Below are 8,329 nucleotides of genomic sequence, written 5' to 3'. Positions count from 1 at the left end.
AAGAGGAGGACCGCAAAATTCTACAAACTTGTCAAGTGTTTTATGCGAAAAAAGTGGGGGAATCAACAAAAATTAATGATACTAAAAATGAGTAATCACAGGAACTAAGGAGTTTCCGTGAACGCTCAATTAATATAAGGGGGACTGAAATGTGAATGCTCAGGAAACGAAACTACAGTTTTTATTAGAAGGGACTAAACAATATGTAATTCCATTATTTCAGCGTGAATATAGTTGGGGTCAAAGTCAATGGAAAACACTATTTAATGATTTGTTAGAATTATATAATGAACCCAATCCTAAGGACCATTTCATGGGTTCTATTGTTACAATGCCTGTGTTTTCAAGACCAGAAGGTGTAGCGAAATATTCAGTTATAGATGGACAACAAAGATTAACAACATTCTTCATAATACTAAGTGTTATAAGGGATTGTGCTAAAGAAATAGGGGGTAAATTACCTGATATTGTAAATGAATTATACCTATTCAATAAGTTTTCTGAAGGTAATGATTATTATAAATTACTACCAACACAAGGAGATAGAAAGAATTTCTTTAAAACGATGTCAGGCTCTCAGAATGGAACAGAAGATAATTTAAATCAAATGAGTAAAGCTTATAATTACTTTTCAAAGCAGATTAAAATAAAAAAGATTGATGTTGAAAAATTATTAAAAACACTAACTAATAGTCTACTAATAGTCAGTATAACTTTAAATAAAGATGATAACCCATACCGAATTTTTGAAAGTTTAAATGGTACAGGACTACCATTAGCGGAGAGTGATTTAATTAGAAATTACTTCTTCATGCGAATTCATATTAATGACCAAGAAAATGTTCATAAGAATTTGTGGAAACCAATGCAAGTATCTTTTGACAATTTTGATAAAGAAAATGAAAAAGGAAAAACACTCTCAGATTTTATTAGGCATTTTTTAATAAAAGATTGGGGTCAAATAAAAGAAAAAGAGGTTTATTCATCTTTAAAAGAAATTGCAGACAGGAAGAGTGATGATGAAATAATTTTATATTTAACAGATATATATGACTGTTCAAGGCATTATTTAAAGTTGTTAAACCCAGATTTGGAGGGTAATAGTAAGATTAGAGAACGAATTAAACGTCTTAATAGGCTTGATGTTACTACATCTTACTGTTTTATACTCAATCTATATGCCTTATATAGTCATAAAAAAATATCAGCTGATGATTTTAGTGAATTGTTAAGCATAGTTGAAAATTTCGTTATCAGAAGATTTATATGTGGAGTACCTGCTAATCAATATAATAAAATTTTCCCAACGCTTTTCAGGTCAATTAATAAAGATAATATTGTGAAATCACTTATGGAACAACTTAAAGATAAAAATTATCCCAAAAATACAAAGTTTAAGACTCAACTTTTGACATTAGCACTATATGGCAGAGGTAAGGATAATAAGGTTAAGCTTATATTAGAATCATTAGAATCCTGGCATGGGCATAAAGAACAGATTGAGTTTGAAAAATTACAGATTGAACATATAATGCCACAGACGTTAACTGATGAATGGCAAAAACATTTAGGAGATAATTGGGAAAATACTTATGATAATTATGTACACTCAATTGGTAATTTGACATTAACTGGATATAATCCGGAATTGTCAAATCTGCCATATCGCTTGAAGAAGAAAGAATATAAGAATAGCCATCTTGAATTAAATAAGTATTTTGAATATATTGATACATGGAATGAAGAACAAATAATTAATAGAGCAAGTGAATTAGCAGAGTGTGCATTAAAAACATGGCCATCATTTCATAGCAATGAAAGTGAAAATGATATAACTAATATAATAGTTTCGGATGTAACAGGCAAAAAACCTGTGTCACTATTTATGCTAAATGAAAAATTTCAAGTAAGTACATGGAAAGAAGTATTAATAAAAACACTTGAAAACACGTATATTTTGGATGAACAAGTATTCTTTATACTTAATCAAGAATACCCAAACCGTATTAATCCCAATAAGGATAAGCTAAGAGTACCATATGATTTCAAAAACGGATACTTTGTAGAGGTAAATCAGTCAGCAGAATCTATTAAAAAATTCTGCCTACAGATTATTAATAGATTTGAATTATCAGAAGAAGACTGGAAAGTTGAAACTATTTAATATTTGTGTTTCATTCAGTTTCAAAGGTATACAAGGCCATTTAAAAATAGAGAGAAAATCAGGTTAAATCCCTGGCTTTGTCTCTTATTTTTTTAGAGAAAAGTTATGAGAAATTAGGAATAAAGAAGAAAATAAAAAGGAGAGGGAGAGGGAGAGGGGAAGGTCCTAAGATTCAAGGAATTGAAAGGGATGTATTGAACCAAAGATTGAAAGCAAAATTGATTCCCTAAATTATTATCCCTAATCTTCATTTTCGCACCAATTTATTTGCATATAGAAAACAGGAGGTGGAAAAATCAAGGAGTAAATGGGGTGGATTTGAATTAGTTCTTTGAGGGAACATATAAATTTTATTAGAGTAAGATACATTAATGGTCTTTACTCTTTTTTTAACTTTAGCTATGTAAAAAGTTCAAGATTATAAAATACAGTTGATGGTAGAATTGCATTTATTATTTATAGTATGTAAGGGTTGGGGCGGTGGGGGATTTGGGGCAGATTATAATGTTTGTTCACAAAAGGTATTAAAATAAAATTATTAGTAATTTTTTTCCTTAAATGTTGAGCCTGTTTACGGAACAACTTTATTATGAAGGAGATTTTGGGAAAATGGGGAGGGTGAGGAACAATATTTTCTGTAATATTCAATTGTATATTATGAAATGGGCATTATAGCAGTTATAGAAAATATAATAAATACATAATATATATAATTTTTAAGATTCTACATTTAATTACAAAAAAAAGAGGGAAATCTTAGTTAATATAGAATTATTAATAATATAGGTATAAAAATATACATTTAAAATAGGAGAAGGTTATGGAACTAGAAGAATTTATTGAATTGATAAAGAAATATAAATTAAATAAGGATAAGGAAGTTATTATGTTTTGCGGTGCAGGAGTATCAAAGAAAGCTGGCATTCCAAGCGGACCCGAATTTGATGAGTTTTTTAAAGCTGAAAAATTAAACAAAGAGGAATTTGAGGAAGATAATAATAGATTAATGATTTTTTGGAGAAGCTTATTATCAAAATTTAATTATACTGATAATCATACAAAGATTATAAGAATTGCTGATAGAGATTACATAAATAAGATAATTACAGCAAATTATGATATGTTGTTTGAACAATGCATAGAAAAGGAATTTCCATATTGGATAAAGAAGAAAATGATAAGACAAAGAGGGATAACAAAGTACTTTTTTTATGATAAGAAGATACTTTTAAAGATACACGGTGACATAAATCAAGATAAAGCGACAAATATTAACTTAGGTTTATCATGTGGTTCTAAAATCGAAGATTGTGAAAAGGCATGGAATAAGATTTTTTCAGGAGAAAACAATAAAATACTTTGGGTTATAGGATACAGAGGTAAAAATACGGACTTTGCTTTTGAGTTGATTAAGAGTGCAGTTGAGAGTAATAAAATAGAAAAAGTATATTGGATGCATAGGGGGAAAATAGAAAATAATGTGCATATCGCAGAAATAATAAAAAACATTGGAGAAAATAATATTGAATTAATTAAAATTGGAGATATAAATCAAGTACTACATGAGATAAATAAAGTACTATTTAATGAGGTAAAAAACGATAGAAATTCAGAAAACAAAGATTCTATTGATATAAAAAGCATTAAAAAGTCATATGAAATTGCAAACAAAACCATTGGATTATTAGAAAAAATTGATCATAAAATCATAGAAGATATGCATAAGGCTCAAGATGAATTCAATAGCTTGCTTACATGTGGGAAAAAAATCAAGGAAAATGATACAAAATTATATATATTAAGAAGGTATAATTCTTATACACCTATTCTTCCGAGAAACAACCAAGATAGTAAAGGAGGGGGTTATTTTTTAATTCACAATGGTAAAGGGATAGTAATCGATCCTGGATATGATTTTTTAGAGAATTTTTTTAAAAATGGTTACGATATAAAGAACAATGAGTTTTTTAGATTGAATCATATAAATGCCATTGTTATTACACATGCACATAATGATCATTATGGTGATTTTGATTCAATACAAAATATGGTATATCAATACAATAAGAGAGTTAAGTTAAATAAGAAATTATGTAAAGTACTTAAATGTGTACTTGAAATTAATGAAGTATCGAGTTTTGAAGAAAAATATTCTTTAATAAATGATCTTACAAATGAAATTAAGATAATTACAGAAGATGACCCAAACCACAAGGAGGCTCAAGAAGCATTAGTATTATTAAAATATTATATCAATAAAGATGAAATTGGAATTAAAAACAAGATAAAAAGCATAGCTGAATATATAATAGAATTTGAAAATCAAGAAAAAATAGAAATAGATTTATTTGTAAGTAGAAGTGCCTACAAAGCAATTGATGGATTAATTCCATCAAATGCTAATTCTTTTAAAAGTATCAACATTTTAAACCCTGGGGATGAAAAAGAATGGAATGGTATAAAAATTAAAGCTATTAAAGTAAAGCATCAGGACTTATATGGTAAAGATGGTGCAATAGGTTTAGTTTTTCAACTAAATCTAAGGTCAGGAAGAGATTTTACCATAGGACTTACATCAGATACTGGATATTTCATAGGATTAGAGGATAACTTCTTAGAATGTGATGTTTTAGTGCCACATATTGGTTCGATTAAACCTAAGGAACTTAATATATATGAGAAAAATAAGCTGAGTGCTATAGAGAACGCTAATTGTAAAAATATAGGACTAAATGAAGAATTAAATAAAAGATATCTGATACCTAAGGTTAATGATGGTGATGTTGAAACAGCATTCTATGGAAATCATTTGGGGATATTGGGACTTACTACATTATTGGCAGCAACAATCGCACAAAATCAAAAACTAAAGTTAGTAGTTATATCTGAATATGGCGAGGAAATGAATTGTTTTAGAACGGATATCACTAAAATATTAGGAGAATTGTTTGAAGAATACAAAGAATTAAAAATTATAACTGGGGATATTGGATTAGAAATTGACTTTAATAAGGTTGATGAACGAACATTTACGGTTAAAGAAGTTGTAAGAACAAGTACTACTATTGAATATGAATATTAATTTAGAGGTGAAAAATTTGAGTGAAGAAAAAGTTACATATAGCTATGATCCTAGAGAATATATTAGAATGTTAAAACAAATTTTAATTTCTGATTCTAAAAAAATTGGATTTTTGAGTGGCGCAGGAACCTCAGTTTCAATAAATAAGGAAGGTGAAAAATTCATATCAGCAATGGAAGAAATGACGGAGACTATTATTAAAGAGGTAAAACAATCGCCCAAGTTTATTGAAGTAATAAAAGATATAGAAGATGAATTAATAAAGAAAAAGGAGAAGTTTCAGTTAGAAAATATTCTTTCTGTAATAACACAAAAAGCATCAGTAATAGGAAAAGGAACACTATCAGGATTAGATGAAAGTGGTTTTGAAGAATTGAAAAAAAACATTGAAAATCAAATTAAAGACAGTGTATCTGTACATAACAATAAAAATCTAAAAATAGAAGAAACACCGCATTTTGATTTAGCAACATGGATTGTACAAGCATCAAGGAAATACCCTATAGAAATATTTACTACCAATTATGATTATCTTTTTGAGATGGCATTAGAAGAACACAAAGCACCGTATTTTGATGGATTCATAGGTGGATACACTCCATTCTTTTATCCTGATGCTATAGAACAAGATGACAAAAGTGTTCCAAAATGGACGCGTTTGTGGAAAGTCCATGGTTCGTTAGGATGGAAGGCAGATGATAAAGGTATGGTAGTAAAAGGAAATAAAAATGTAGGGGAATGCGGAGAAGAGGGAGATATAATGATATACCCATCAACTTTAAAATATGCGCATTCTAAAAAGCAACCTTATGTTAGTTTAATAGATAGGTTAAAGGATTTTGTTAAACAAGAGGATTCAGTGCTTTTTGTGTTGGGTTATTCATTTGGAGACCAGCATATAAATGAAACAATAATGAGCGCTTTAAGCAAATCAAGAATTTCTCACGTATATGCATTTAAAAGAAGTGATTTAAAAGAGACTGATCAAGTAGCCAAACTTGCTATGAGTCAAAAAAAACTATCCGTATATGGAATGCGACACGCTGTAATTGGTGGAGTATATGGAGAATGGAGATTAAGGGATCAACCTCAAAAAGAAGAGGATATAAAGACATACTTCGAGCAAGATGAAGTAATCTTGAATGAGGAATTTAATGGAAAAGGTAAATTTACTTTAGGAGCTTTCGAGAAATATGTTAAATTTTTAAATGTTCTTAGTTGGAACAATTCATATAAAAGCGAAAAGAGTGATAATAATGGGGTGTGATAATCAAACTTTTATAGGAAAGATAAAAAATGTATCAGGAAATAAAATATCTGTAAGGTTGGATGAAAGAGTAAAATCCATGATGCCAATTATTGACGGTATAGTATATAGGGTGGGACAAATAGGTTCATTTATTAAAATACCATTGGGATATACGCATGTATTTGCAATAATTACACAAATAGGCGCAGATGCGATACCAGAGTCTTTACGGTTAAATCATGAACAAATAGAAAAAGAAATGGATTATGGAACAAGATGGTTATCAGCAGTGTTAATTGGAGAAAGAGTAGGTACGAAATTTGAACGTGGGGTATTGCAAATCCCTTCATCCGATGATGATGTACATTTAGTTACAAAAGAAGATCTTTCAATGATTTATGGGAGTGAAGATGGTAGCAAATCCATTACGATAGGTCATATAAGCAATTCAGAAAGTTTGCCTGCGTATGTTGATATTGATAAGTTGGTTTCAAGGCATTGCGCTGTGTTAGGAGCTACAGGCAGTGGAAAATCAAATGCAGTATCTGTAATACTTAAAGAAATAGCATTAGGGGATTTTAAGAGTGCTAGGATATTATTGATAGATCCACATGGTGAATATAATAATATTTTTAAAGGATATAGCAAGGTATTTAGAGTCAATGCAAAAGAAGTAGGTGAAGAAGAATTAAATATTCCATATTGGGCATTACCGTTTAATGAGTTAATGAAGATATTTCCAGGAGAGTTAAATGATAAAAAAGAAGACTATTTTCGTCAAGAAATATTAAAAAGAAAAATCAGTGCTGCAAAATATTTAGAGCATATACCAAGGGAAGAAACTATTACATCTGATAGTCCAATACCATTTAGTATTAATCAATTATGGTTTGATTTAGATGATTTTGAGAAGCAAACACACGAAAAAAGTAGACAGCCTGAGTCAAAAATGACCTTAATTAAAAAGGGTAATGCAGAGAATTTAGTGTCTAACGAGTACCCTCCTGCTAGTTCTGGTAGTGGATCACCATTTATAAATTTCCAAGCTCAAGGAATTCAAGGATTCCTAGATGGAATGAGAAATAGATTAGTGGACCAAAGGTATAGTTTTTTATTCAATCCTGGAGAATGGACGCCAGAAGCTAGCTTGGAAGGGAAAATAAAAAAAGATTTAGATAAGTTAATTGAAGGTTGGATTGGTCATGATAAACCTATAACTATTCTTGATTTATCTGGTATACCATCAGAAATGATGATGTCTATAGCTGGGACATTGATAAAAATTGTCTATGATTGTTTGTTTTGGGGCCAAAATTTGCAAGTGGGAGGAAGGCAACAACCATTATTATTTGTATTAGAAGAAGCGCACAATTATCTTAAATCTGGTGAGAATTCTGTTGCATCAAGAACAGTACAGGCGATTGCAAAAGAAGGTAGAAAATATGGAGTAGGACTTCTCCTTGCTACTCAAAGAGCTTCAGAATTAGATGAAACAGTTTTAAGTCAATGTGGAACGGTGGTTGCACTTAGAATGACAAATAATGGTGATAAATCTAAAGTAGCTGGTGCTATACAACAGGATTTAGATAATATGATAAGTTTATTACCAAGTTTAAGAACTGGAGAAGCTATTATTAGTGGAGAAGCGGTAAAAATTCCATGTAGAATTAAATTTGATAAAATTCCAGATGCACCTAAGAGCAGTGATCCTAAAGTATCGGTAGAGTGGAAAAAAGAAAAACCTTCAAATGAGGGTTATTCAAAAGTAATTAGTTTATGGAGAAGTGGAAGATTATCTGATAATGAAAAAGAAACAAATAAGGAGGAATAAGTT

The 8,329-nt window shown here is 29.8% G+C and carries 4 protein-coding genes; all 4 read left to right on the top strand.

Translation table 11 applies throughout. From position 1 onward, the window contains the following. Positions 1-151 precede the first annotated feature (151 nt). The 4 genes from Ctaglu_RS13640 (at position 152) to Ctaglu_RS13625 (ending at position 8,326) form a co-directional block, all read left to right on the top strand. Positions 152-2,164, top strand: a complete 2,013-nt coding sequence (locus Ctaglu_RS13640; protein WP_125002577.1) for a DUF262 domain-containing protein — start codon at positions 152-154, stop codon at positions 2,162-2,164. Between the two features lie 820 nt (positions 2,165-2,984). Then, positions 2,985-5,246, top strand: coding sequence for an MBL fold metallo-hydrolase (locus Ctaglu_RS13635; protein ID WP_125002575.1), 2,262 nt, complete (start codon positions 2,985-2,987; stop codon positions 5,244-5,246). Positions 5,247-5,262: 16 nt separating this feature from the next. Beyond that, on the top strand, positions 5,263-6,513 hold the full coding sequence (locus tag Ctaglu_RS13630) for an SIR2 family NAD-dependent protein deacylase (protein WP_207669479.1): 1,251 nt from the start codon (positions 5,263-5,265) through the stop codon (positions 6,511-6,513). After that, positions 6,503-8,326, top strand: a complete 1,824-nt coding sequence (locus tag Ctaglu_RS13625; protein WP_125002572.1) for an ATP-binding protein — start codon at positions 6,503-6,505, stop codon at positions 8,324-8,326. Before Ctaglu_RS13630 ends, Ctaglu_RS13625 begins: the two co-directional genes overlap by 11 nt. The last annotated feature ends 3 nt before the right edge of the window (positions 8,327-8,329 follow it).

The sequence above is a fragment of the Clostridium tagluense genome, from assembly GCF_003865095.1.
GTDB lineage: Bacteria > Bacillota > Clostridia > Clostridiales > Clostridiaceae > Clostridium_AD > Clostridium_AD tagluense.
This window is presented reverse-complemented; position numbering and strand designations above follow the sequence as displayed.

Coding starts and splice junctions, on each gene's coding strand:
- Ctaglu_RS13635 (WP_125002575.1), top strand. CDS start 2,985: ATGGAACTAGAAGAATTTATTGAATTGATAAAGAAATATAAATTAAAT.
- Ctaglu_RS13625 (WP_125002572.1), top strand. CDS start 6,503: ATGGGGTGTGATAATCAAACTTTTATAGGAAAGATAAAAAATGTATCA.